Raw genomic sequence first — 22,430 nt, forward strand, 5'->3', positions numbered from 1 at the left:
GGGCAAATGAGGCCAGAGGAAGGTGGGCGGGCATGAGTGACCAGGCAGTGCAAGCGGCGTCCCAGGCGACGGGGAGCACGAGCGGGGAACCGGCGCCGACCGCGGTGCTCGCCAAGAAGACGGTGGCGCCCGCCCGATCAGCGCCCAAGTGGGAGAGCGACGCCCGGGACCGCATCCGGACAGCCATCCGCCGCTTTTCCAAGCCGCTGGCTGATCTGGTCGCGCGAGACGCCAACGAGGGCGACACCCGCCTGCTGGTGACCGATTTCCTTTGTGAGGGCCTGGGCTACGACAAGTACGAGGACCTGACCACCGAGTACCAGGTCAAGGGCGAGTTCGCCGACTACGGCATCCGCATCGAGAAGCAGCTGGTGGCCTTCATCGAGGTCAAGCGCTGCAGCCAGAAACTGGGACTGCGACACCTCCGCCAGGTTCAGATGTACGCCGTCAACGAGGGCGTCGAATGGATGATCCTGACCAACGGCCAGGTTTGGCAGGTCTACCACCTCACGGGCGGGCTGCCCGTGGAGATCGACCTGGCCATGGAAGTCGACCTGCTGGGCAGCGACTCGCCCGCTGCCAAGGCCGACGCGCTGTTCTACCTGAGCAAGGACGCCTTCAAGCGCCGTCTGATCGACGAGTTGTGGAAGGCTCGCGCCGCCACATCGCCCAAGGCCTTGGCCCAAGTGCTCTTGTCAGAGGTGGTCCTGGACGCGATTCGTAAAGAAGTACGCCGCCAGACCGGCCACAATGCCGAAGCCAAGGACCTGGCTCGAATTCTGCGCGAGGACGTACTTCGGCCCGAAACTTTGACCTAATCCCTAGAAGTTCGACGGACTCGATGGCGAGCGGGAGCCCAAGATGCGATTTCAGCGGCGAACCGTGATGCAAATCGCTGACATGATCTGCGGGAACTTCCCGCATGAGTCAACGTTCTTCCACTACCGCAGCAGCTCGCTCCTCACCGAGTTTTTCAGCGATGTCGGCACCGACTACACCCATGACGGATCGACTCGCCAACGGTGGGTCGCCGACAGGTTGGAGGAGATTCTCCAAGAACCCCACGCCAGCAGTGGAAAGCTGCCGGCCACCTTCGCCCGCGTAATCTGGCGGCTGATGGATCCGGCGGATGCGACCAACGAAGACCATCAGCGCCCCGGCGCGCTGGCGATAATCAACTCGGCACTGGCCCGGGAGGGGTTTGAGGCTTACTACGCCCCGGACCGGCAGTGCTACGTGAGGCATTTGGCCACCAACACCACGACCGCTCCCGAGCACAACCCGCACAGGCCGTTTTCCACTGCCGAGCTCCAGCGTCGCGACCAGCTGCGCGCCTACCTCGACAAGGCATCTGAAGACGAGCTGACCGAGGAGATCCTGCTGCCTTTGTTTCGCCAGCTGGGCTTCCACCGCGTCACCGCGGTTGGCCACAAGGACAAGGCATTGGAGTACGGCAAGGACATCTGGATGAAGTTCACCTTGCCCACCCAACACGTCCTCTATTTCGGCCTGCAGGTGAAAAAGGGAAAGCTAGACGCTTCTGGTGTCAGCCGCGCCGATAACACCAATGTCGCCGAGATCTACAACCAAGTACTGATGATGCTCAGCCACGAGATCTTCGATCCCGAGTTCGGTAAACGCGTTCTGGTCGATCATGCCTTTATCGTCGCAGGCGGGGAGATCACCAAGCAGGCGCGGAACTGGCTTGGCAACGTCCTGGATGCCACCCAACGGCGATCGATTATCTTCATGGATCGCAACGACATCTTGGACTTGTTCGTGGTGACCAACCTTCCTTTGCCCGCGGCCGCGCTGCCAGCATCCACCTGGCCAGAGGAGCCCCCCTTCTAGGCATGCCACTCCGAGATCTGCTGCCAACCCACAACATTCGATCACCTCTCCGTCGCCATGACGAAGATTCAGCGGCCGAAGGCCCGGCCGGGACCATCCCGGCCGGGGAATGATGGCGGCACGTACCTACGGCTGCGACTGGGCCGGTCAGCACCCTGGACCTCGCGGCCGACGCTAGCTCGCGCGCCGACCTTCTCCGCCTGCCCACGCCGTACAGCCTGTTCCTCGTCCCGCTGGACAGGGTCCAGTCCGGCCCGGCGGGACTGCTCGTCGATGGCGGCCTGTCGGCGCTCGGCGGCGACATCTCTCCGGGCCTGGGCCGCTTGAACGGCCTGGTTGCTGGTGGTGACGTCGGCGGCGCGGGCGGCGCGGCGGGCGGCATCGATGTCGTGGGTCAGCCCGTCGTGCTGGGCGCGGACCATCGGCCAGGTGGCGGCGGGCGGGGCCTGAGCAGTGCTGGCCCGGGCAGCTTCGGCGAGCGCGGGCCTGGCCTGGCTGACCGGTTCGGTGCGGGCGGCCAGCTCGCCGAGCTCGCGCTCGATGGCGGGCAGCTCGGCCTCGAGTTCGCGGCGGCGGGCCCGGTGGCCGGGCCGCCAGGAGGTCAGTCCTTCCAGTTCGCCCGTCAGTTGCCGGTGACGGGAGCGCAGCTCTTCGGCTTGGCGGCGGGCGGTGGTGATGGTGGCGCGGGCCTGGGCCAGGCGGGCGGCGTCGGCCTCGGCCCGCTCGATCGCCGCGACCTGGTCGCGCAACCGGGTGACCTTGGCATCCAAGGTGCGTTCGGCGCGGCCGCCGCCGTGCTCGACGGTACGGGCCAGCGCGAGCCGCGCGCCCACCAGCTCGGCGAGAGCGTTCTGAAGGTCGGCGGCCAGGCAGCGGATGCGGTCGGCCAACTGCTGGTCGTCGACCAGGCCCAGCCCGTGCGGGACGCGCATGAGGGGCAGCAGCAGGTTGGCGCGGCGCTCCCTTTCCAGCACCTGCTGCACGTCCCGGTCCCTGGGCTCAGCGGTGCGGGCGGCCTCGGCGCGCTGCTCGGGGTGTGCCGCGCGATCCGGATCGCGCGCGGGTTCGCCGGGCACGCCCTGGCCCTCGCCGACGGGGGCGGGGGTGGCGATCGGGTCGGGCTCGGGGGTGAGCAACCGGTCGGCCCGGTCGCCGTCCAGGGTGGCGGCGTAGGCGGCCAGGGCGCGCTGCAGCTCTTCGCCGGGTGTGCGGGCCTGACCATGGCGGGCCCGGTCGGCGTCGGACTCCAGCAGGTCGCGGGGAAGGTACAGGCGGGCGGTCTGCCGGTCGCGGGCCATGGCGGCGTACAGGGTGTGTGGGTCCAGGCCTAGCCCGTAGATCAGGGCGTGCTCAGCGGTCAGCCCTTGGGCGGCCGCCACCGTCATGGCGGTGCCGTGGGTCAGGCCGCCGGCCGCGATGTAGTCCGGGCTGATCCACTCGCGGACCAGCCGCGGGCCGTCCGCCGTACGGGAGCGCCACTCGACCTCCACCCGCCTGTCACCGCCGATGGAGGCGATGCGTCCGCGATAGCCGTTCAGCACGTCCAGGCCCTCGCCGCGTGCTGAACGATAGTCGTTGCGGCGTACGCGGACGTGGTCGCCGACCGCCAGCGCCAGGATCTTCCCGCCGGGGAGAAGGTAGCGGCGGTCGGGGCCGTCCAGCTCGCCGCGGGCGCGGCGGATCGCGCGGGCGGCGGCGTTCAGCCGGTCGGCGGCTTCGTTGGTGCCCGAGAGCAGCAGCACCTCGCCGAGCTCGTCGTGGATGCGCTCGGCATCCTGCCGTGCGAACTCCGCCGGCCAGCCGAGTTCGCCCTGTTCGGCCACGTCACAGGGCTCGACAGGGGCGACGGGGTGGTAGGTCTGGCGGGCCTGGATCCAGTTGGCCAGCATCGCGGCCAGGGTGTCATCGGCGTCCCGTCCGGCGTGTACGCGGCCGCCCTGCCCCCAGGTTTGCAGGGCCTGGCGGCGTTCCCCGGCCCGCCACAGCTCCAGCGCGGCGCGTTCGAGCGGGTCGCGCTGGCGGCGGTTCTCGCTCAGCAGCGCGCCGTCGACCTGGCGGTGGATCGCGGCGAACCCGCCGCCGACGCCGACCGCTCGCAGTTGCACCGGGTCGCCGATCAGCACGAGCTTGGTGCCGGTACGGCCGGCCTCGGTCAGCAGGACGGCCAGTTCGCGGTCGTCGACCATGGCGGCTTCGTCGACCACCAGGACGTCGACGCCGGACAGGCCGGGCCCGTCCTGGATGCGGGCCAGCCAGGAGGCGATGGTGGTGGCGGGGATGCCGGACTCGCCGTAGAGGTGGGCGGCCGCCACGGCGGCGGTCGCGGCACCGGCCACGACCAGGCCGCGCGAGGACCAGGCGGTACGCGCGGCCGCCATGATGGTCGTCTTCCCGGCCCCGGCGACGCCGATCACCGCCTCGACCCCGTGCCCGCCGGTCAGCAGCCGGTCCAGGACGGCGCGCTGCTCATCCGACAGGGTCAGGCCGTTGCCGGTCTCGTAAGTGGTGATGGCCAGGCGGGCGGCCTGCTCGTCCACCGTTGCCCAGCCTGCGCCGTACCGGTCCCGGACGGAGGCCAGGATGGTTTTCTCGGCGTCCAGGATGTCCTGGCTGGTGTAGCGCTGACTGTTGGTCAGGTGGGTGGCCCCGGAGTCGGGTCGGCGTACGGCCGGGGCCAGCGCGAGCACCTGGTCGGTCAGGGCCTCGGCGTCGGCCAGGTCCGCGACGCCGTCCGGGCAGGTGTCGATCACGGCGGCCAGCACATCCGCCCGCGACGCTTCCTTGGCATGGGCGGTCAGCCCACCGTCTGGGCGCCAGATCCACGCCGCGATCTCCTCTGCCGCTGGGCGTTCCGGAAGCACAGGGCCTGGCCCGCCGGGGCCGGCCAACCCGGCCGGGCCAGTGCCGGGGTCGGGGCCAGAGTCGCGGCAGGCGTCGACCAGGGCGTGGCCGTCGATGCCGACGGCTGCCAGCTGGGCGTGCCAGTCGGCGGCCAGGCCCTGCTCAGAGACGGGGCTTTTGGCTTGGCGGCTTTGGGTGGAGGCGAGTTTGCGGGCCTGGCCGCTGGCCTGGTCGTAGGCGATGCCCAGGCGGGCCAGGGTGGCGCGGACCTGGCTGGCACGCTTGGAGAACAGGGCGCGCACGTGGGCGGGGATGGCCTGGAGCTCCCAGGCTCCGGTGTCGGGGTCGCGGGCCCAGGTGATGCCCCAGGTCTGGGTGAGCTCGCGCCGTAACCGGGCCTTGAGCAGCGCGTCGGCGGCGTGGGCGTGCCGGTAGATGTCGCGGCCACCGGCGCCGATGGCCGACCACTTGCCGTCCTCCCGGCCGCGGACCAGGTTGGCGATGACGACGTGGGCGTGCAGGTGCGGGTCGGGGGCAGCGTCGCCGACCGGGCGGGCGGTGTCGTGCCACATCACCCAGCCCAGCAGCCCGGTTGACTCGGCGCGCTTGGCCAGCTGACCGTCGCCCTGGTGGCCGCGCTGCCCGTAGGCGGCCCACTGCTCAACGGCGGCCACGGTCTCGATGACGGCTTCGGCGAAGGTCTTCTTGATGGCGGCGGCGAACCGCGGGGCTGACAGGGTGGCCAGGCCGTGCAGGCCGGACAGGCTCTTGGTGACGTCCAAGGTCAGGTCGTAGCCGCGGTTGCCGACCCGCACCATGGCATCCCGCCAGCGGCGGGCCAGTGCAAGCTCGTCGGCCGGGTACAGGTCGGCCAGGTCAATCCCGGCGGCGACGGCCAGGCGCTCGGCGTCGCGGATCGGCAGCCGGTGGGCCTCACCCTGGCGGGCCACGCCCCGGGCCAGCCGGGCGGCCCGCTTGACCAGCGCCGGATGGTCGGCCAGCAGCGCCGCCGCACCCCCGGTCAGGCCGCGCAGCACGGCGGCCTCCTCCAAAGCCTCCAGGAGCGGGGCGGCTCCGAGCTTGGCGCGCGGGTCCACGGCCTGTTTGGGGGCCAGCAGGACCTGGCCGTCGCGGGGGTCGGCGCCGTCCATGATGGCCCGGGCGGCGTCGTGCTGGCCGGGGGTCAGCGTGGTCAGCGGGGTGATGCCGACCTCGTGCAGGCCCTGTCCGATCCACATCAAACCGCGGTCGCCGGCCAGCCGGTAGGCAACCTGACCGTCCGGACGTACGTCGGGGTGGTCGTGCTCGGCACCGGGGGCAAGTTCGGCGTGGCGATCCGGATCGCGGACCTGGTGGCCGCACCCGGCGCCCTCCTGCAGGCGGTACTCGACCTGTTCCTGAGAGGGCCCGATCACGCTGACCCACGCCACCCGCCCGGCCCTCCCTTCGCCGCCTGTCGCGCCCCCGCGCGGCCTGTTGATCTTGACCGGAGTATCGATAGATACCTTGGTCCATTCTGGATTGATCTTGTCAGATACTATGACACATATTGTAAACTTTGACTAGAGTTCGAACTTTCGTACGCAATCATGCTAAGTAGATCTTGCAGTGTGATCAGGTTCAAATGGCCATGACATGATCATTGATTGAGTGCGGTAAACGCTCTCATGCACCCCAATCGGGTGATCTTGCAATGCTGAAAGGGCTCCGGGAAGAAGTCTCTGCCTGGAAGCGGTGTTGAACCCCATTCGGCACATCTCAGCATCTCGGTGAACGTTCCGAGTCGAAAGCGTGACGGACAGGTTGCAGGCGGTGGTCAGGTGATGAAGGTCGTCGTTCTGTCAGATACGCACGCGCCGCGCTTTTGGAAGACGTGCCCTCCCAGAGTGGTCGAGCACCTGCGCGGCGCCGACGCGATCCTGCACGCCGGTGACGTCTGCGTCGGCTGGGTCCTGGACGAACTGGCCTCCTACGCGCCCGTCCACGCCGTCAAGGGCAACAACGACGGCCCGGACGTCGAGGCCCCGGAGACGCTGGAGCTAACGCTCGGCGGCCTGCGAGTAGCCATGATCCACGACAGCGGCCGGGCTAAGGGGCGGCTGGCCAGGATGCGAGCCAGGTTCCCCAAAGCCGACCTGGTGGTGTTCGGCCACTCCCACATTCCCATGGACCAGAGCGCCGGCGGATTGCGCATTCTCAACCCGGGCTCGCCCACCGACCGCAGGCGCCAGCCGTACGGCACGCTGGGGTTGTTGTGGATAGAGGGCGGCACACTCGCAGAGGTGAGGATCGTGCCCGTCACCTGACCAGCCCCGGACCGCGGTAGGAGCTCTGGCGATTCGCATGTACGCCGAGGCGTGGACTGCCGAGAGGCACCAGTACGGGCTACGGACTGCCCAGCAATCGAAGGAGGATGCGCTGGCGGCGATGGCGGCCACCGCTGACCCGCCCCGACGGAACGTGAGCTCCCGGTGAAGGCCCCCACCGCACCAGAAGCCGGGGCAAGACCACCGTCACTTATAGCGTCACCTCGAGGGTGCATTGTGAGCCCCTTCAAAACAGACCTGGGGACCCCTCGCCGTTCTTCAGGACCTTCTGGGCGCGCGCGTGCGCTTCGTCCCGCACTTTCGCGGACGCGGGCCTACCACCCGGGCATGGAATGCCACGACCCACAGTTCCTATGCCAGTTCGAGCGGACCGACCGGGCGGGTGTCCGGACTTGGCGAAGTCGAACAGCGCGTCCGCCCGCTCGTACGGCGTAGCTGGCGGCTCCTCCGGTAATGGGGGCGACGACCAAGCCGTGCTGCTTCTCCGAGAGGTAGGCGAAGTCGGGGAGTTCAGCGCCGAAAAGATGGCGTCCCGCCACGCGTGTGCTTCATTTCGGACAGCGTTTGCCTGCGCCGCCAGGCGTCGTACGAAAGCCGCAGAATGTTGGTCCGCCTGGTCGTCCTGGTGGCCGCGCTCTGCAGCCAGGCCAGCGCCTCGCCTTCCAGTGCGTAGCCGTCGATCGCCAGGCGTCGGGCGGTCCAGGCCAGCCGGTGAGCCGCCGCCATCAGAGGCTGCGACGGCATACGGTTCGACGTGGTGCCACCCTCGGCGTCCGGCACGTGCCGGATTGTCACCTGGCGGTCCTGCGACAGAAGGTTGAGCACCTCGGCCGCCATGCCCTGGTCCTGGCAGCCGCCCGTGACCACGCGGGCGCGGTGATTCATCAGCTGTACCGCTTCCAGTATCTGGAGGTTGTCCAGCATCAGCATCACGTGGCCGTGGCCGGACCGGCGTAAGGCGTACATGACAGCGGCCATCTCCGCGGTCTGGCTGTGGGGGGCAGGCCCCTCGATCACGCTGACCGTCACGTAGCCGTCGCCGTGAACGGCCGCGACGCCAGCGAGGTCGCTGCCCTCGGTGACCGACCCGTCCGTGCCGATCAGCGTGCGCGGGCCGGAGAAGCCCGGCAGCAGGAAGCGCGCCAGCGCCACCTGCCGGTACCGCCACGACACCGGCTCTGGCCCGGACCACCCGCGCTCCGAGGATCCGCCGCTTCCGCCGGCGAAGTGCTCCCTCAGCGCCTCTAACGCCTCCTGGGTAACGTTCAGGTCGTCGTCCGCGTGGATCATGAGGTCCCTCCGGATTCGAGGGCGGGCCTGGCGTGAGAGCCGGTCATGAGGGGGCCTTTATAGGGATTGGTCACGTGGACAGGGGGAGGCGCGGCGGCCGTGCTTGGGAAGCGTTGATAAGCGCAGCCGCGCCAGCTCATGAAAGGTCCGCTGAAACCGCGGCCTCTCATCGTCATGTGGGGAGCCTGGACAGGTCCTTGCGGTTACCTAGGTTCCCTGGCCCCGCGAGGGCGGGCGATTGTTTTCCGCCACTCCTCCGCAGAGGGCCATCTATCAGCCGGGGTGACGAAATGCCCGTTGCGCGGGACGGTGACCAGCCAGCCCTTGTCCCGCAAGACGGCCACCGCTTCGGCCACCGTAAAGATGGTGACCTCGTATTGTCTGGCGAGCATGGTCCGGCTCGGGATCTTCTCTCCGGTGGGAATGTCGCCACGGCGGATGAATCCGGCCAGTTCGTCGGCGATCACGAGGTACGTCGGCATCACGTAGGGGGCGGGTGGGGTGTCCTTCGAGCCCACGAACGTTCCCGCCCCGGCGACGGTGTGCACCAGACCCCGTCTCTGCAATGCCTGATGCGCGTTTCGGGCCGTTTTCATTGAGACGCCGAATTCGCGGACTATCTCGCTTTCGCTGCTGACCCGATCTCCCGGAGCCAGCTTGCCGCTCCGGATCAGTTTCTCGATCCTGTCGGCGAGCTGGGCATACAGCGGTGTGTCGCTGCCCCGGTCCAAGCCCGGCTCTGCGCCGTCACGGTTCTGGCCGGCCATGCGGCCGTTTCCGGTGAGGCTGGCCGGCCTGTCTGCGGCCAGTCCTGGACCAGCCGTTTCGCGCACCCGTCCGCGGTCATCGCTGGCGGTTCCCGGGCTACCGGGCATCGGGAACTCCCGCGCCGGCTGGGGGGATAGGAAGACCGGGCAGCCGTTTGCGCAGCGCGGACTTCGACATCCCCGCCAGCTTGGCCAGTGACCCCAACGACTGGCCCGCCGCGTGCCGTTCCCGCAACTCGCTCTCGCTGAGACGGCCCGCCAGCGGCTTCAGCGGCACGCGCAGCGTGACACCGGCATCATGCAGACGGTTGCGCACCACCGAGGGGTCGCGACCGTTCTCCTTGGCCAGCTCAGACAGCGTCGCGCCGGATTCGTACCGGCGTATCAGCTCATCGACATCGACCTTCACCATCAGCCAGGGAACGCTGCTCTGGCGGCGCATTACCACCCCCTCCCGGTCCAGCGCCGCCCGTACCTTCCGCCAGGACAAACCCACATCCTGAGCGATCTTCCGGACCGACTTCCCAGACCGGTACCGGTCCGCCAAATCCGCATCGCTACAGATCTCGGCGGCGGCAACGCCCATCTTCGCTGGCTTCAGCCCACGCTCCCACGGGCGGAGCGCCAACACGTCGCCGTCATCACCGCTGTTCACGCCGATCGCCACCGCCCCCGGAAATTCGCCGATCACGCTCGCGGGCTGGAAGCAAATCACGGCGCGACCTCCTGCGTTCTTCCCCCCTGGCCCCCGTCCTGTGCCGGCCACTTGTCCTCCGCAACCACGAACGAACCCCGGTAGGGGATGGTCTTCACCCAGCCCCACTCCCGCAGCGTGGACAAGGTCATCCGCACGGTGGCCTTGGCCACGCCGTGCCTCTGCATCAGGTCCCGCTCGGACGGGATCGGCTCGCGCGGCTTGAGCCTTCCTGATCGGATGTCCCCGACGATTTCCTTGGCCATCTGCACATAGAGGGGAAGCAGGTATTCGGGACGGGGGGTTTCCGCCGGGCCGACGAAGGACCCCTCTCCGGGCACGGTGTGCACCAGGCCACGCTCGCGCAGCTCCCGGTGAACCCGGCGCGCGGTCATCTGGGCGACGCCGTACTCGTTCTTGATCTCGTTCTCGCTGGGCACCCGGTCGCCGGGGCTCAGCTCGCCGTTCTCGATCCTCTTGGCGAGGATGTCCGCCACCTGCGAGTAGAGGGACACCTCGGTCCGTCCCCGTTGCAGTACTACCGGGGTGCTCTCATTCGGGCCCATGCCCGTCATCGGCACTACTCCATTCGATATCGATATCTGTCCGTTCCCCCGATCGATGGGGAAGGGGACCAGGCCCTCCGCTTGCCCGGGGCAGACGCGAACTCATGCGAGCAGCAGGCTAGGTCGCGTCTACCTGGGGCTATCTGGCCATTAGGGACCCTCCCCGCCTGCCTAAGGCCCCTCGCTCAATGCCATGCAGGCGCACGACCAGCTGGTTTGCCAGCACACGAGGGTGCCTGGCGAACTCGTCCAGGCCGACGTAGACCTGGCGCTGAACCGGGCTCGGCAACTGCCAGCCGACCCCTGGGCCGGGCCGGTACAGGTCACCCAGCACGGCTATGGGCTCCCGCCAGGCCACCGTCACCACCTCCGCGCTCACCCCCAGCCGCGGGCATTGCTCCAGTGCCACCGGAATGCAGTCCCAACAGGTGGGCGGGGCGTTGGTGTCTCCCGCGTCCGCCCGCCACGACAGCGCGTGAAAGGCGGTCTCGGTCAAGATCCACGGCATGGGCTGCCCAGGCTGAGCCGCCTCCCGGCCGCACACCTGGCACAGGCCCTCGTCCATGCACCGCCACTGACGCAGCGTGTTGACCTGCCGCCACATCGGCTCGCCTTCGGAGGTGTCCAGCACCCTCGCCCGGAGAATCCCGTGCAGCCAGTCAGCCGCCCGCCGCCGCTGATAGGACAGGAACACCCCCCAGCGGGCATCGCTGTAGAAGTACAGCGGATCGCAGACGATCTCCTCCGACCGGGCGATCACGTACGGCACCACCAGCCCGCCAACTGATTCCGACATGGCGATCACCTGGCCACCTGGAACCACACCGTGCGGCCGGCCACGTCCTCATGCCAGCCCCAGTCCAGGGCAAGTGCCTGCACCAGCCACAAGCCCCGGCCGTCCACGTCCTCGTCTTGGGGAAGGTCGCCGATATCCGGCTTGTTGGTGTCGGAGCCCTCATCCATCACGTCCACCTGCACTCTGGCGCCGAAGTCGCGCAGTGCCACCCGTACCTGGCCGCCCGGCTGTCCCGACGCAGTGTGTCTGACGGCGTTGGTCAGCACTTCCGAGAGCAGGAGCAGCGCGTCCTCCACCTCCCGTACGCCTGCCTGCACCAGCAGATCGCGCACCTCGTCACGCGCTCGGCGTACCGACGCGGCCTCGCCCGGCAAGTCCACCGTGGCCAGCACTCCCAGGCCCGCCACTACGACCAGCCCCGTAGAACCGGTTGGGAAGCGGCATTCATGAGGTCCTGCAGTTCGCAGGCTGTAACCGCTTCGAGGATCAGCCCCCGGGGGGCTGCCCACACCGGAAGTGCGTAGAAGCGGCGGCGGCCAATCCCGTAGATCACATGCCAGAGAGGGGCGGTCTGGTCGAGCCGGACCGCTTCTCTGCGAGCCTCCAGATCCCACGCCTTCCGTGAGACGGGGACGATGGGCCGTCCTTCCCGGTGGCGGCCGACCAGAGGCGCGGGGTTGGGTGCGTAATTGGTACTCATGCGGACCTGCCCGTTGACGAGGCCGGCACGAATCTCCTCGGAGGTCTTCTCGCGGTGGTGGTGCTGCGCCCTCTGTCCCGCACAGAGCGGGCCATGGGGGCGTTCCGCGCTCGGCCCTGCCAGAAGCCGTGCCGTATACGGGCTGCGGTGGCCGCGGGCGGGCGCCGCGATGCGAGGCGATCAGCGCGGCACAGAGCGGTCGCCCCGTGGGAGATCGGCCCACATCGCATCGGCAGGAACTGCACGGCGCAGGGTGCGGCCTCGAGGTCGGCCGCAGTCGTCTCGGGATGGACAGCGGACGGGACGCCACCGCACCGTGGTGCAGGCACCGGGGGGACCGTCTCGATAGGAGTCACGACCTCGGCAGGAGCGGCGAGCTCGGGCTGGATAAGGCGGGGCATCGGACGAGAGCCGGTGCATCGGGCCTCCAGGCGAGCCGCCATCAACCCTCCGTCCGGGACCTGGTAGTCGTGGTCCGGCGTGTGCAGTTGGGTACAGCCGTGGGCATAGGGGGCGTGCCCGCAGACCGCGCATCCCATTGGCAGTGGCGGCGCATCCGCGAAGCAGTCGCATCCGCTTACTGTCACCCGCTCCAATACCGGGGCATTAAGGTTGGGCATCAGGTCAGGGGTCCTTCCTGGCCAAGGCCCCGGAGTCCCCCGGTGTTCGCGCACCGGACCGGGGCCGCTTTGTTCATGGGCCAGTCCATGAAAACGTTGCGTTAAGGCGCGTAACCAGGTGGTGATAGGGGAAACTGGGGGAAGACGCCCCCCGAGCCCGGAAGGTGCCTGTTGTGAAAAAGCTTCCGATCTGGGCCGAACGGATCAAGGGTGAGAGGCGGAGGCTCGGCTGGTCGCAGAACGAGCTGGCCAAGAGGCTGACCGAGGCTGCCGACCAACTCGGCGTTCGCATGGCGGAGCGGGCCTCGCTCATCCGCAACATCAAGAACTGGGAGGCAGGCGTTCACCAGCCGCGCGACCCCTACCCTCAATTGTTCGCGCTCGCCCTCGGAATGCCGGAGAGCGATCTGTTCGGTGGCTATTCGTCGGCTGGTTTTGATCCGAATCAGGAAATAGTAGAAAGGGAGCCGGAAAATAGCCATCTCGCTCAGGAGGCTATCCCTGCAACGCGGTCATTGCTGGTCAGTCTTGACACCTTATTGCGCGGACATATACAGACAGATGCGATGCTGGGTTCGGCTCTGGTTCTACCTTCGGCGGAACACTATATTTCAGTACTCACCCAAACTTGCCGGGTAACTCACGGCAGTGATCGAAAGCCTCTCCTTGAACTTGCCAGCCAGTTTGTTGAATTCTTTGGTTGGCTCTATCAGGATTCGGGAGACTACGTCAAATCCATTGCATGGACAAATATGGCACTGGACTATGCGATGGAGTTGAACGATGCGAGGGCGATTTCATACATTCTTATGCGCAAAAGCAATATAGCGAGCGAATCGGGCGACCCGGGGCATGCTCTAGGCCTTATAAATGCAGCTCTCGCTTATTCTAGTGATTTGACGCCAAGGCTGCGAGCCGCCCTTTTTCGGCAACGAGCGAATGCGTACGCCATGAGTGATGATACCGGCAGGTTTATTGGTTTTCAGCGGGCTTCGGATGAAGCCATGTCCGAAGCGGTATCGGGAATTTCTCAGATTGAGGATGATCTAGCTACGTACTGCACGCCAGCCTATGTTGAAATGGAGCTGGGCGCGTCTCTGGTTTCGCTGGGGCAGTCGCACGATGCGATTCAACTACTTGAGAAGAGTCGGTCTCGATGGGCTGATGAAGCCCAGGCCAGAGACAACGCACTATGCTTCGCTAGGCTGGCGACTGCTTATGCAGTCATGGGGGAACCTCTACGTTCGTGTATGGTTGCACAAGATGCCTTACAGGTCGCTCGCTCCGTGAGATCTGCTCGACTTACGCAGGAGTTGCTACGATTGGCTCGCCATCTTAACGGATGGTCTTCTGAGGCAGAAGTACATAGAGTCATAAGTCTAATCAAAGAGCGTACTCCTTCTCGCTCCTAGTATGAAAGATTTCCCTTCCCCGTGAACTACCTTCTCCCCGTTTCTACCATGCCTGAAGTGGTAGCCCGTAATGCCAAGGTTGCCATTCTTCCAATCGGTAGCTTTGAACAGCATGGCGATCACCTTCCATTGGCTACGGATACGATAATTGCGTGTACGATTGCAAATGAGCTGGCCGTCAACTTCCCGGTATTTCTGCTTCCCCCGATCACTATTTCTTGTTCTCATGAGCATTCCGGCTGGTCGGGGACGGTTAGCATCTCTTCCCGAACGCTTGGGGCAATGGTTGGGGATATATGCACTTCACTAGATAGTTCTGGCATGCATGCCGTTGTTCTGGTCAACGCGCATGGGGGAAACTATATTCTCTCCAATTTGGTTCAAGAGGGTAGTTTCTTGGGTAGGCATATGGCCCTGTTTCCCTCTCGTGAGGACTGGGCGGATGCCCGCAAAGCAGCGCAACTATCAACTACGGCACATGAGGACATGCATGCTGGCGAGCTAGAGACATCCATACTTCTGTACTCGCACGCAGAACTAGTGAAGCCCGGCTATCGATCTGCTGACCATATTGCCAATGATCGAAGGTACCTATTGTCCCTCGGTATGGCGGCCTACACTGATACGGGCGTAATCGGTCGCCCGTCACAGGGAAGCGCAGAGAAGGGAAGGCTACTAATCTCTTCTCTGGTCGAGAGTTTTCGGCCGTTGCTGACGATGCTTGAAAAGCGCTAGGAATCCTGGATCGACGCCGAAGAGCTTGAGGTTCAGATCACGCTCGCTCCAGTCCTGGCGTGCTGGAGGAATCGTGGCGTCGAGCGGGGAGATGCTGATGATGCGGATCGGTGTGACCGGCCACATGAACCTGATCGCCGACACGGTTACCCTCGTCTCCGGGTACTGCGTGCGCATCTTGAGCACGTGATCGGCGAGGTAATCGGCGTCTCGCGCATCGCTCGTGGAGCCGACAGCTTATTCCGAAGCCGTCCTGAAGTCGGGCGGAACGCTCGAAGTCGTGCTGCCCTCGCGGGATTACCGGCAGACCAAGGTCAAACCGGACCACGCTGAGCAGTTCAACCGACTGCTGAGCAGGGCCGTTCACATACGGGTTATGGACTTCGACCACGCCAGCCGGGAGGCGTACGTCGCAGCCAACGAGGCGATGCTGGGGTCTGTCGACGAACTCGTTGCGGTGTGGGATGGAGAGCCTGCCTCGGGCGGCGGCGGAACTGCCGATGTGGTGGCCGAGGCCCGAGAGCGGGAGTTGCCGGTGAGGGTGAACTGGCCGAAGGGGGCAAAAAGAGACCCGTTGGGAGCCCGGTTTCCCCAGCACCCCGGATTCTGCTTCGGCACCCCGGCCCGGGTGGTGCTGGGGGAAACCCGGGGAAAACGTCCCCCGATGCTTGGTCTCGGGTCGTTACCTGTAGATGATCCCCCGTCATGGGGGCGGCCGATCAAGCTCTGACCGGGAGCTCCAATGATCACGACCGACCTGCACGACGACACCGCCACATCCACAGCGCTCATTGACCAGGTGGGCTGCCTGGCCTCCATCACGGACACGCGCCTTGAGCGCCTGCGCCACGAGGCGCTCACCGTGCCCACTGACTGGCAGATCTCCTATGAGGAGTACCAGTCCGGCGGCTGGGCCACCCTGTCCCTGCTCAACGGAAGCGGCGATCCCGCTGACGTGACGATCACCGACTGTGAGCGGCCGGTCGCCACGTTGCTGCTGGAGCGGATGCCCGCGACCCGGGCGCTGCTGGACGAGCTCGGCCTGTCCTACATGTGGGTACGGCTGGCCCGTCTCGACAGCAACGCGTTCCTGTGGGAGCACCGCGACTACACCGAACTCAACACGATCGAGCGCTACCGGCTACATCTGCCGATCCTGACCAACAGCTCCGCCTACCTGGTCACCGCCGGCGCGGCCGTGCACATGACGGCGGGCCGGTGGTGGCGGCTCACCCCCACCTACGCTCACGGTGTGTGCAACCTGCGCGGGCCACAGCGGATCCATTTGATCGCCGACTGCTACGACGACGAAGCCCTGCGCCATCTCACCGCAGACGCCCACCTGCCCGAGACCGGCGTGCGGATCCTGCCGACGGCCACCCCTGACGAACTTCTTCAGCACGCGCAGACCGCCGCCGACCTGGCCGCGCTCGGCTGGGTCGAGGCCGCCGAGCGGTCTCTGCTCCAGCTCTTCTATCACTATGCCCTGTCCGAGGGGCATACCTACGACATGATCAGGGACCTGCATGCCGGGCGCGGTGACGCCGCCGCGGCGGCCGGGTGGCAGGCCAAGAAGGCTTTCATGCTGACGGGGGTGAGGGCATGACCCTGCCCCAGTCCAGGATGCTGGCGGAGCTGACGACCGCGAACCGTCCGGGGCAGCTTGACCTGCTCGACCACATTGTTGGCCTGTTCGCCGTGAGCCCTGCTGTCACGCACCTGCTCGTGCGCGGGTCCCTGGCATACGGCACCTCCGACCGGCTCTCGGACGTGGACCTTGTCGTCGGGGTCCAGCCGTCACGGTTCTCGGCGTACGCCGCGGTGCTTGACGCCGTCGTCCGCGTCGAACTGGGCGCGATCTTGCCCGGTTGGCCCGACAGGATCGTTCCCGCCATGGGCGGGCTCGGCAGCGTCCATCTTTTGGAGCACCAGGGACACCTGCAACAGCTCGACCTTTACCTGGCGCCAGCCGACCGCATCCCCGCCATCGCAGGACTGGCTCGCGGTGTCCTCGTCTACTCCAACTCGGACGCCGCGCCGGAACAGCCGAACCCGGCGGTCGAGGCGTTCGTCCGCGACCGCCTGGCCGTGGCCCCGAGCTGTCACGAACTGCTGGTCGAGGCGCTCGTGCTGGCGAGCATGCTGCGCAAGCGGCTGGCACGCCGGCAGCGCATGATGGCATACGCCGAGTACCACATGCTCGTCACGGCCGTACGGTCCCTGATCCGCACGGCTCTGCAACCCAGCCGTGCGGCCTACGGCTGGTATCACCTGGACACCGAGATCGGTGCCTCGTCGCTGGGCCGTGCCTGCCTGGACGACCTCGCCACGCTGATGGACGCGCCCTCGGTGCCCACGCGCGAGACCCTCGCACGCGCTCTGGAAGTGGTCATCACCGTCGCCCACCGGGTGGCCCCCGACACCATGGACGACCTGCGCCTCGACCTCGACGCCTACCTTCACCACATGACCTGACCGTGCGTTCCGCTCCGCGCCGGGCGGGGGCCTGCGGTAGCGTCCATACATGACCTGTGATCGGCGAGCTACCAGCGCCGGGAGGGAAAGGGCCGCAGCAGCCTGATTCCCCACCCGGCGCTTGGCCGTGCCCATCCGCCGTCCGATCACGAAGGTCCTGCATGTCTCCTGCCGTTCGCCCGTCCTGGAATGACCTGCCTCAGGGCTTGCGCGACGCTCTTTCCCATCGCCTCGGCCATGTCAGCAGGGCAGAGGTGCAGTCGGGGGGATTCACCCCCGGCATCGCCGTCCGTCTGGCCGCCGTCCACGGCCGCGTATTCGTCAAGGCCGTCCCCGCCGACCATGACCTGGCGCCGAAGTATCGCGCCGAGGCGGCCGTCGCCGCGCGGCTTCCACACGCCACCCCCGCGCCCCGGCTGCGCTGGACCGGTGACCTCGACGGCTGGGTGGTGCTCGTCTTCGACGACGTCCCGGGCCGGCACCCCGACCTGTCGCCGGACTCGCCGGATGTGCCGATCGCCGTCGCTGGAGTCGCGGGCCTGGCCGCCACGCTGACACCGAGCCCCGCCGATGCCCCGCCCGCGCCGATGGCTCGCGGCGGCCTGCTCCACGGCTGGGGTGAACTGCTCCGCGACAGTGCCCGGGACAAGCCCGACACCGGACTCGGCCCGTGGGAGCGTGACCGGCTGCCGTTGCTGGCAGAGCTGGAAAAAGCGTGGGTCCCCCGCGCGGAGGGATGGTCGCTCGTTCACGGCGACATTCGCCCGGACAACCTGCTCATCCGCGATGGGGACGGGGCACTGATGGTCATTGACTGGGCGCAGCCATCGATCGGGGCGCCCTGGCAGGATGTTCTGGACCTGATACCGCACATGATCATGGCTGGGCACGAACCCCGTGCTGCGGAGAAAGCCCTCATCGGGGTGCCAGCCTGGGAGGAACTGCCCGCCGAGGTGGTGACCAGCTACGCCGCCGCCTACGCCGGGTACTGGACGCGCATGAGTCGGCAGCCTCCGCCACCCGGCGTTCCGCACCTGCGCGCCTACCAAACGCACGCCGCCCGGGCCGCGCTCATGTGGACCCACGTCAGGCTGCTGTGACGAAACTTGGGCCTCAGCCACAGGGCGGCAGCGAACAGTAAACGAGCAGGCGGGATCAGCGGCTCGGACGTGGATGTGTCCGGCCGCTGACCTGCCAGGTCATCAGCCTGTCGACTCCTTCGGGTACGCGGGAGCCGAGACGTCGGCGGGATCTGGACCCGGCGGGATCAAGGTGACCTGGTAGCCGAGGCGTTCCAGGGTCTTCTGGTAGCGCTCGGCCAGGTGCTGAGCCTGCCGGGCCTGGCGCCGGTCGTAGAAGTCACCGCCGTCCTCCCGGTAGTCCTGGCCTGTGGCCATCACCGCCCAGTCGATGCGGATCAGGGTGTGGGCGACGGCGACCGCGGCCTTCTCGGCGTGCGCGGGGCCGAAGCGGCGGATCAGGCGGCGCATCCGGGCACCGGGGCGGGATCGGGTGCGGGCGGTGGCCCAGGCGGCCTCCACCATCGCGGCCTTGAGATGCTTGTTGCCCTTGCGAGCGCCGGTGCGCTTGCGCTTGCCCGCCGATTCCCGGTTGCCCGGGGCCAGCCCTGTCCAGGCCGCCAACTGCTCCGGGGTGGGGAAGCGGGACATGTCACCGCCGGTCTCGGCGACGATCACCTCGGCGGTCCGCCGCCCGATCCCGGCAATGGTCGTCAGCCGGGCGATGACCGGCTCGAAGGGGGCGGCGGCCTGGGCAACCAGCGCGTCCAGCTCGGCGATCTTCCCCGTGGCGTGGTCGTAGGCGTCCAGGTGCAGCCGGCACATGGCCGCGTGGGTGCCGGTGAACCGGCCGTCGCAAGCCATCACCAGATCCTCGTGCCTGCGGCGCAGCACGCCGCGGGCCAGGGCGGCCAGCACGTGCGGGTCGCGTTCCCCGGCGATCAGCGCCTCGATCATGTCCCGGCCGGAGACGCCCAGCAGCGTGGAGGCCACCGAGTCAATCTTGATCCCGGCGTCCTCCAGCACCTTGGCCAGCCGCTGTCCCTCGCTCATCCGCTGCTCGATCAGCTTCTTGCGGTAGCGGGTGCGCGCCCGCAGCGCCGCCACCTGCTGCCCCGGGATGAAGCTGGGCCGCAGCAGCCCGAAGGAGTGCAGCTCGGCGATCCACTGGCAATCCCGCAGGTCGCTCTTGCGGCCGGGGACGCTTTTGAGATGTTCGGCGTTGGCCAGGCACACCTCGATCGTCCCGGTCTGGGCCAGCGCATGGTAGACCGGCCACCAGTACACCCCGGTCGATTCCATCGCCACATCGGTGACGCCCAGCTCCGCCAGCTCAGCGGCCATCTTCCGCAACGCCCGCCAGAACGTCGGGTACTTCTTGATGATCGGCTTGTGCTCACCGGGCAGCCGGACCGCCACCCATAAGACCTTCTTGTGCACGTCGATCCCGGCCACCCGGGGATGCACGACCTCCATTGCGCCTCCGTGGCTGCTCCCCCGAAGATGGGCAAGGGCGCGCCGTCCGTGGAGCCCGCGACAACATCGAGATGCTGTGACACGCGCTCGTAGCGGCAATCCGGGGTACCTCCCGGGCAGGCTCCAGCGTCAGTCTCTAGTGTCCCGCGCCTGAAATCTAGGCGGTTAGTCCTGCTCGGTCTTGCTTGTGTCGATCCTGATTCTGGCCAGATAGCCGGCAAGGGAGTTGAGGATCTGGTCAGCGGTCTTGGTCCAGGTGAACGGCCGGGGATTTTCGTTCCAGGTGGCGATCCACGCCTGGATGTCGTTCTCCAGGGCCTTGACGGAGGTGTGCACGCCGCGGCGGATGAGTTTGTCGGTCAGCAGGCCGAACCAGCGTTCGACCTGGTTGATCCAGGAGGAGCCGGTCGGGGTGAAGTGGACGTGGAAGCGGGGACGCCTGGCCAGCCACGTTCTGATCTCGGCGGTGTTGTGGGTGGCGTAGTTGTCGCACACCAGGTGGACGTCCAGTTCGGCGGGCACCGCTTTGTCGATCGTGACCAGGAACTTCTTGAATTCCACCGCCCGGTGGCGGCGGTGGAGCCGGCCGATCACGGTGCCGTCGGCGATGTTGAAGGCGGCGAACAGGGTGGTGATGCCGTGCCGCAGGTAGTCGTGGGTGCGCCGCTCGGGCATGCCCGGCATCATCGGCAGCACCGGCTGTGATCGGTCCAGCGCCTGGATCTGGCTCTTCTCGTCCACGCACAGCACCACCGCCCGCTCGGGCGGGTTGTGGTAGAGCCCGACGACGTCGACGACCTTGTCGACGAACTGCGGGTCGGTGGAAAGCTTGAAGGAATGCTGCAGGTGGGGCTTGAGGTCGAACCGTTTCCAGATGCGGCCGATGGTCGATTTCGACAGGCCGGTGCGCGCGGCCATCGAGGCCCGCGACCAGTGCGTGTCGCTGCCGGGGGTGGATTCCAGCGTCGCGACGATCACGTCCTCGACCCGATCGAGCAGAATGGAGGGCGGTCGTCCGGGCCGGGGCTCATCGTGCAGCCCGTCAAGTCCCGCGGCGATGAACCGGGGCCGCCAGCGCGCCACCGTCGATTCATCGATCCCCAAATCGGCTGCGGCCTGCTTGTTGGTCCCGCCCTCGGCACACCGCAGAATGATCTTCGCCCGCAGCGCCAGGTACTGCGCGCTCCTGGCGCGCCTGGCCCACCGCATCAGCTGAACCCGCTCGGCCTCGCCCACGACCAGATCGGCCTTCGGCCGGCCGATACGGCCGGCATCCTCAAGACCGGCCAGCCCATGCTCGGCGAAGCCGCGCCGCCACTTGGTCACCGACTTGACCGCCACACCCAGCTCCCGGGCGGCGCCCATGTTCGACATGCCCTCAGCGCACGCCAGCACAATCCGGGCCCGCTCGGCCAGACGCCGATCGGCTAATCCCGCCCGCCGCACCAGCTCGGCGCGCTCTTCCTCTGACAAGGTGATCTCGACCGCAGAAGGGCCTGGATGCGACATCACAACAAGGTAGAGACTTATCTACAAGATTTCAGGCGTTTGACACTAGCACGGCCTCGCAAGTCCAAGCGAGAACGACGTCGAGCGGGCGGCGCGCCCCAAGTTTCACCTATCCGTGGGCGCCACGAAGTGGCATGAGGTCTCTAGTGATCGCCTTGTCGCTGAAAATGGGCGCCATCATCGACAACGGCTCCGTCATCAACGATCCGAAGGCGTAACGGTCACTGTCAGAGACGGGGAAGGCTTCATGCGCCAAGAGTGCGATAACTGGATCCGCGCTTAAGGGATGTGCGAAAGCTCTCGGATGCTTCCCCGCGCAGGGGCCAGCAGAGACAATCGACCCCGCTGACGTCGTCCCTGGTGCGGCTGGCTTTGGCGAGTCCTTTGTCGAGCGGGGCGAGGATCCCGCTTGCAGTCCTCCCCCCTTCACCCGTTCGGCGCGCCCACCCCGCACGCCATGGTGGCAGCCGGGCCGGTAGAGCCGCTCGTGCCGCCGGGGCAGGTAGGGACCTGCTGCGGCTGCCCTGTCGAGCCGGCCGGTGAGCCTTCCACGGGCCGGTGCGCATGTAACCCGCCCGGACCAACCGGGACTTCCCGACTTGGGGACGGAAGATGAGTTGCGATCCTCACCGGCCGCGGGGGCCGGTGCTGGGTTGAGGGTGACCACGCTGCCTGCGGGTGTGGTGTACGTGTTGCGATCCTCACCGGCCACGGGGGGCCGGTGCTGGCTGGGCGATATCGACGGGCCGATCGAAGACGCCCTGATGTTGCGATCCTCACCGGCCACGGGGGCCGGTGTTGGGAGACCGAGGACGCGGGCACGTCGAAGTACAACATCGTTGCGATCCTCACCGGCCACAGGGGGCCGGTGCTGGCACGGAACCCGGCCAGCAGCGGCTGGAGGGCTGGCTGGTTGCGATCCTCACCGGCCACGGGGGGCCGGTGCTGGGTCCGACTGGGTCTGTAGCCGCTGTTTGAATCCGGGAGTTGCGATCCTCACCGGCCACGGGGGCCGGTGCTGGCTGTTCGGCTTGATCCTTCGCCATGCCTTGGAGCAGCGTTGCGATCCTCACCGGCCACGGGGGCCGGTGCTGGCTGTTCGGCTTGATCCTTCGCCATGCCTTGGAGCAGCGTTGCGATCCTCACCGGCCACGGGGGGCCGGTGCTGGAGCAGGGCATGGCCGCCCAGCAGCCGGAGAACGAGGTTGCGATCCTCACCGGCCACGGGGGGCCGGTGCTGGCTGAGCACTGTCCGCGTCCCCGCCGAGCGCCTCGTTGCGATCCTCACCGGCCACGGGGGGCCGGTGCTGGGCGCATCGACGCCCACCGTCACGCCGTCGCCGTCGCGTTGC

Annotated in this window: 18 protein-coding genes and 1 CRISPR repeat array (1 of these 19 running past the window's edge); of the genes, 9 read left to right on the forward strand and 9 right to left on the reverse strand. The window is 67.3% G+C overall.

Annotated elements, in window-relative coordinates:
• Window positions 1-32: 32 nt before the first annotated feature.
• Window positions 33-818, forward strand: coding sequence for a type I restriction enzyme HsdR N-terminal domain-containing protein (locus KIP79_RS24580; protein ID WP_214107268.1), 786 nt, complete (start codon window positions 33-35; stop codon window positions 816-818).
• Window positions 819-861: 43 nt separating this feature from the next.
• Window positions 862-1,851: a hypothetical protein gene (locus KIP79_RS24585; protein WP_214107269.1), complete on the forward strand. Its 990-nt coding sequence runs from the start codon at window positions 862-864 to the stop codon at window positions 1,849-1,851.
• A gap of 68 nt (window positions 1,852-1,919) precedes the next feature.
• Here the strand turns inward: KIP79_RS24585 and mobF are convergent, their stop codons facing one another.
• Entirely contained in the window at window positions 1,920-6,122 is a 4,203-nt protein-coding gene (mobF, locus tag KIP79_RS24590) for a MobF family relaxase (protein WP_214107270.1), read from the reverse strand.
• A 393-nt stretch (window positions 6,123-6,515) separates the two neighbouring features.
• Between mobF and KIP79_RS24595 the strand changes: the two genes are divergently transcribed.
• Entirely contained in the window at window positions 6,516-6,998 is a 483-nt protein-coding gene (locus KIP79_RS24595) for a metallophosphoesterase family protein (protein ID WP_214107271.1), read from the forward strand.
• A 531-nt stretch (window positions 6,999-7,529) separates the two neighbouring features.
• Here the strand turns inward: KIP79_RS24595 and KIP79_RS24600 are convergent.
• From KIP79_RS24600 to KIP79_RS24625, 6 genes are all read right to left on the reverse strand, one after another.
• Window positions 7,530-8,309, reverse strand: a complete 780-nt coding sequence (locus tag KIP79_RS24600) for a ribonuclease H family protein (RefSeq protein WP_214107272.1) — start codon at window positions 8,307-8,309, stop codon at window positions 7,530-7,532.
• A 203-nt stretch (window positions 8,310-8,512) separates the two neighbouring features.
• Window positions 8,513-9,076 carry a winged helix-turn-helix domain-containing protein gene (locus KIP79_RS24605; RefSeq protein ID WP_214107273.1) on the reverse strand — a complete coding sequence of 188 codons (564 nt, stop codon included), beginning with the start codon at window positions 9,074-9,076 and terminating at the stop codon, window positions 8,513-8,515.
• A 97-nt stretch (window positions 9,077-9,173) separates the two neighbouring features.
• Window positions 9,174-9,791, reverse strand: a complete 618-nt coding sequence (locus tag KIP79_RS24610) for a helix-turn-helix domain-containing protein (protein ID WP_214107274.1) — start codon at window positions 9,789-9,791, stop codon at window positions 9,174-9,176.
• On the reverse strand, window positions 9,788-10,345 hold the full coding sequence (locus KIP79_RS24615) for a GntR family transcriptional regulator (RefSeq protein WP_250213763.1): 558 nt from the start codon (window positions 10,343-10,345) through the stop codon (window positions 9,788-9,790). The genes KIP79_RS24610 and KIP79_RS24615 overlap by 4 nt, the downstream gene beginning before the upstream one ends.
• Before the next feature lie 130 nt (window positions 10,346-10,475).
• On the reverse strand, window positions 10,476-11,132 hold the full coding sequence (locus KIP79_RS24620) for a hypothetical protein (protein WP_214107275.1): 657 nt from the start codon (window positions 11,130-11,132) through the stop codon (window positions 10,476-10,478).
• A 5-nt stretch (window positions 11,133-11,137) separates the two neighbouring features.
• On the reverse strand, window positions 11,138-11,539 hold the full coding sequence (locus KIP79_RS24625; RefSeq protein WP_214107276.1) for an ATP-binding protein: 402 nt from the start codon (window positions 11,537-11,539) through the stop codon (window positions 11,138-11,140).
• 1,086 nt (window positions 11,540-12,625) lie between these two features.
• Between KIP79_RS24625 and KIP79_RS24630 the strand changes: the two genes are divergently transcribed.
• From KIP79_RS24630 to KIP79_RS24655, 6 genes are all read left to right on the forward strand, one after another.
• A complete protein-coding gene (locus KIP79_RS24630; protein ID WP_214107277.1) occupies window positions 12,626-13,864 on the forward strand; it encodes an NsdA family TPR-like regulatory protein in 1,239 nt (412 codons plus the stop codon).
• A 21-nt stretch (window positions 13,865-13,885) separates the two neighbouring features.
• A complete protein-coding gene (locus KIP79_RS24635; RefSeq protein ID WP_308169867.1) occupies window positions 13,886-14,599 on the forward strand; it encodes a creatininase family protein in 714 nt (237 codons plus the stop codon).
• A gap of 223 nt (window positions 14,600-14,822) precedes the next feature.
• Window positions 14,823-15,329 carry a hypothetical protein gene (locus KIP79_RS24640; protein WP_308169868.1) on the forward strand — a complete coding sequence of 169 codons (507 nt, stop codon included), beginning with the start codon at window positions 14,823-14,825 and terminating at the stop codon, window positions 15,327-15,329.
• Between the two features lie 12 nt (window positions 15,330-15,341).
• Entirely contained in the window at window positions 15,342-16,205 is an 864-nt protein-coding gene (locus KIP79_RS24645; RefSeq protein ID WP_214107278.1) for an aspartyl/asparaginyl beta-hydroxylase domain-containing protein, read from the forward strand.
• The gene (locus KIP79_RS24650) at window positions 16,202-17,074 is read left to right on the forward strand and encodes a hypothetical protein (RefSeq protein ID WP_214107279.1); all 873 of its coding nucleotides are present in this window, start codon (window positions 16,202-16,204) and stop codon (window positions 17,072-17,074) included. Before KIP79_RS24645 ends, KIP79_RS24650 begins: the two co-directional genes overlap by 4 nt.
• A 254-nt stretch (window positions 17,075-17,328) precedes the next feature.
• Window positions 17,329-18,174 (forward strand): aminoglycoside phosphotransferase family protein, encoded by an 846-nt coding sequence (locus KIP79_RS24655; RefSeq protein ID WP_214107280.1) that lies wholly within the window; start codon window positions 17,329-17,331, stop codon window positions 18,172-18,174.
• Window positions 18,175-18,276: 102 nt separating this feature from the next.
• On the opposite strand, the gene KIP79_RS24660 is transcribed toward KIP79_RS24655, so the two are convergent.
• The gene (locus tag KIP79_RS24660) at window positions 18,277-19,569 is read right to left on the reverse strand and encodes an IS110 family RNA-guided transposase (protein ID WP_214107281.1); all 1,293 of its coding nucleotides are present in this window, start codon (window positions 19,567-19,569) and stop codon (window positions 18,277-18,279) included.
• A 165-nt stretch (window positions 19,570-19,734) separates the two neighbouring features.
• Window positions 19,735-21,078 carry an IS630 family transposase gene (locus tag KIP79_RS24665; protein ID WP_214107282.1) on the reverse strand — a complete coding sequence of 448 codons (1,344 nt, stop codon included), beginning with the start codon at window positions 21,076-21,078 and terminating at the stop codon, window positions 19,735-19,737.
• 1,132 nt (window positions 21,079-22,210) lie between these two features.
• Window positions 22,211-22,430: direct repeats of the CRISPR family, unit length 37 nt; unit sequence GTTGCGATCCTCACCGGCCACGGGGGGCCGGTGCTGG (it continues 333 nt past the right edge of the window).

The organism is Acrocarpospora catenulata, assembly GCF_018476525.1.
Taxonomy (GTDB): Bacteria; Actinomycetota; Actinomycetes; order Streptosporangiales; family Streptosporangiaceae; genus Acrocarpospora; species Acrocarpospora catenulata.

Excerpts from the sequence above, each read along its gene's own strand:
- KIP79_RS24580 (WP_214107268.1), top strand. The coding sequence starts at position 33 with ATGAGTGACCAGGCAGTGCAAGCGGCGTCCCAGGCGACGGGGAGCACG.
- KIP79_RS24585 (WP_214107269.1), top strand. The coding sequence starts at position 862 with ATGCGATTTCAGCGGCGAACCGTGATGCAAATCGCTGACATGATCTGC.
- KIP79_RS24595 (WP_214107271.1), top strand. The coding sequence starts at position 6,516 with ATGAAGGTCGTCGTTCTGTCAGATACGCACGCGCCGCGCTTTTGGAAG.
- KIP79_RS24600 (WP_214107272.1), bottom strand. The coding sequence starts at position 8,309 with ATGATCCACGCGGACGACGACCTGAACGTTACCCAGGAGGCGTTAGAG.
- KIP79_RS24605 (WP_214107273.1), bottom strand. The coding sequence starts at position 9,076 with ATGGCCGGCCAGAACCGTGACGGCGCAGAGCCGGGCTTGGACCGGGGC.
- KIP79_RS24615 (WP_250213763.1), bottom strand. The coding sequence starts at position 10,345 with ATGACGGGCATGGGCCCGAATGAGAGCACCCCGGTAGTACTGCAACGG.
- KIP79_RS24620 (WP_214107275.1), bottom strand. The coding sequence starts at position 11,132 with ATGTCGGAATCAGTTGGCGGGCTGGTGGTGCCGTACGTGATCGCCCGG.
- KIP79_RS24645 (WP_214107278.1), top strand. The coding sequence starts at position 15,342 with ATGATCACGACCGACCTGCACGACGACACCGCCACATCCACAGCGCTC.
- KIP79_RS24650 (WP_214107279.1), top strand. The coding sequence starts at position 16,202 with ATGACCCTGCCCCAGTCCAGGATGCTGGCGGAGCTGACGACCGCGAAC.
- KIP79_RS24660 (WP_214107281.1), bottom strand. The coding sequence starts at position 19,569 with ATGGAGGTCGTGCATCCCCGGGTGGCCGGGATCGACGTGCACAAGAAG.
- KIP79_RS24665 (WP_214107282.1), bottom strand. The coding sequence starts at position 21,078 with ATGTCGCATCCAGGCCCTTCTGCGGTCGAGATCACCTTGTCAGAGGAA.